The sequence below is a fragment of the Bacillus sp. 1021 genome, from assembly GCF_014534735.1.
GTDB lineage: Bacteria > Bacillota > Bacilli > Bacillales > Bacillaceae > Bacillus > Bacillus siamensis.
The window spans coordinates 1-2,888 of sequence record NZ_JACVSR010000013.1; the positions used below are offsets into that span (position 1 = coordinate 1).

Below are 2,888 nucleotides of genomic sequence, written 5' to 3' on the forward strand. Positions count from 1 at the left end.
GCCGGTTGGGCCTGTTGCCCCGGTTGGACCCGTTGGGCCGGTTTCTCCAGTTGAGCCGGTTACACCAGTTACTCCTGTTGCTCCTGTTACTCCGGTTGGACCCGTTGGGCCGGTTGCTCCAGTTACTCCTGTTACTCCGGTTGGTCCTGTTGGTCCCGTTTCTCCAGTTGAGCCTGTTGGACCAGTTGAGCCTGTTGCTCCTGTTGCTCCTGTTTCTCCAGTTGGACCAGTTACTCCCGTTGCTCCTGTTGCACCCGTTGGGCCAGTTACTCCCGTTGCTCCTGTTGCACCCGTTGGGCCAGTTTCTCCAGTTGGACCCGTTTCACCAGTTACTCCGGTTGCACCCGTTTCACCAGTTACTCCGGTTGCACCCGTTGGGCCGGTTGCTCCAGTTACTCCGGTCGCTCCGGTTGCTCCTGTTTCTCCTGTTACTCCTGTTACTCCGGTTGGTCCTGTTGGTCCCGTTTCTCCAGTCGCTCCGGTTACACCAGTTACTCCTGTTGATCCCGTTTCTCCAGTCACTCCGGTTACACCAGTTACTCCTGTTGATCCTGTTGAACCGGTTACTCCTGTTGCTCCGGTTGGACCTGTTGGGCCGGTTTCTCCTGTCGCACCCGTTGAGCCGGTTACTCCTGTTGCTCCTGTTGGACCTGTTGGGCCGGTTTCTCCTGTCGCACCCGTTGAGCCGGTTACTCCTGTTGCTCCTGTTGCTCCTGTTGGGCCGGTTACACCAGTTGCCCCGGTTGATCCGGTTGGTCCTGTTGGTCCCGTTTCTCCTGTCGCTCCGGTTACACCAGTTACTCCTGTTGATCCCGTTTCTCCAGTCGCTCCGGTTACACCAGTTACTCCTGTTGCTCCGGTTGCTCCTGTTGGACCAGTTACTCCAGTCACTCCGGTTGAACCAGTTTCTCCGGTTGAGCCGGTTGGGCCCGTTTCACCAGTTACTCCTGTTACTCCGGTTGCACCCGTTGGGCCGGTTGCTCCTGTTACACCTGTTGCTCCTGTTGGTCCTGTTGGTCCCGTTTCTCCAGTCGCTCCTGTTACTCCGGTTGCACCCGTTGGGCCGGTTGCTCCTGTTACTCCTGTTATACCTGTTGCTCCTGTTGCTCCTGTTGCTCCGGTTGCTCCTGTTGGGCCCGTTTCTCCAGTTACTCCTGTTGCTCCTGTTGGGCCCGTTTCTCCAGTTACTCCTGTTGCTCCGGTTGGGCCAGTTTCTCCAGTCGCTCCGGTTGAACCAGTTTCTCCAGTTGAGCCGGTTACACCAGTTACTCCTGTCGCTCCTGTTACTCCAGTTGAGCCGGTTACGCCAGTTGCCCCGGTTGAGCCTGTTGCTCCTGTTGCTCCTGTTGCTCCTGTTGCTCCGGTTGCTCCCGTTTCTCCAGTCGCTCCTGTTGGGCCCGTTTCTCCAGTCGCTCCTGTTGGGCCCGTTTCTCCTGTCGCTCCGGTTGGGCCCGTTTCTCCAGTCGCTCCGGTTACTCCGGTTACTCCTGTTGCTCCGGTTGCTCCGGTTGGACCTGTTTCTCCAGTTGGACCCGTTGGGCCGGTTTCTCCAGTCACTCCGGTTGAACCAGTTTCTCCAGTTGAGCCGGTTGCTCCGGTTACTCCTGTTGCTCCTGTTGATCCGGTTACACCAGTTACTCCTGTTGATCCCGTTTCTCCTGTCGCTCCTGTTTCCCCGGTTGCTCCTGTTGCTCCTGTTTCACCAGTTACTCCTGTTGCTCCGGTTGAGCCGGTTGCTCCGGTTGCTCCCGTTTCTCCAGTCGCTCCGGTTACTCCGGTTACTCCTGTTTCTCCTGTTGCTCCTGTTGCTCCTGTTGCTCCTGTTGCTCCGGTTGAGCCGGTTGCTCCCGTTTCTCCAGTCGCTCCGGTTACTCCGGTTACTCCTGTTGCTCCGGTTGCTCCTGTTGCTCCTGTTGCTCCTGTTGCTCCGGTTGATCCGGTTGCTCCCGTTTCTCCAGTCGCTCCGGTTACTCCTGTTTCTCCTGTTGGGCCGGTTGCTCCTGTCGCCCCGGTTGCTCCGGTTGGGCCGGTTTCTCCTGTTACTCCGGTCGCTCCTGTTTCTCCAGTTGCCCCGGTTGCTCCGGTTGCTCCTGTTTCTCCTGTTGGTCCCGTTTCTCCAGTCGCTCCGGTTACTCCTGTTTCTCCTGTTGGGCCGGTTGCTCCTGTCGCCCCGGTTGGGCCGGTTTCTCCTGTTACTCCGGTCGCTCCGGTTGCTCCAGTTGCCCCGGTTGCTCCGGTTGCTCCTGTCGGGCCGGTTTCTCCAGTTACTCCTGTCGGGCCGGTTTCTCCAGTTACTCCTGTCGGGCCGGTTTCTCCGGTTGAGCCTGTTACACCAGTTGCTCCTGTTGGGCCCGTTTCTCCGGTTGAGCCTGTTACTCCGGTTGCTCCAGTCACTCCAGTTACTCCGGTTGGGCCGGTTTCTCCTGTCACTCCAGTTACTCCGGTTGGGCCAGTTTCTCCTGTTGCTCCGGTTGGACCTGTTTCTCCTGTTGCTCCTGTTAAGCCAGTCGCTCCAGTTGGACCTGTTGGGCCGGTTTCTCCTGTCACTCCGGTTGAGCCGGTTGATCCTGTTGCTCCGGTTGGACCTGTTGGTCCCGTTTCTCCAGTCGATCCGGTTTCTCCTGTCACTCCAGTTACTCCGGTTGGGCCGGTTTCTCCTGTTGAGCCGGTTGGGCCTGTTACTCCGGTCGCTCCTGTTGTTCCTGTTTCCCCGGTTGCTCCTGTTTCTCCAGCTACTCCGGTTGCACCCGTTGGGCCGGTTGCTCCAGTTACACCGGTTACTCCGGTTGGTCCTGTTGGTCCCGTTTCTCCAGTCGCTCCTGTTACTCCGGTTGCACCCGTTTCACCAGTTACTCCTGTTGATCCTGTTGCACCCGTTGGTCCGGTTT

The 2,888-nt window shown here is 58.3% G+C and carries 1 protein-coding gene; it reads left to right on the forward strand.

Annotated features, from left to right (window positions below; genetic code table 11):
• On the forward strand, nt 1-2,888 hold a 2,888-nt coding region (locus ICW23_RS19065), incomplete at both ends, for a hypothetical protein (protein WP_223152466.1).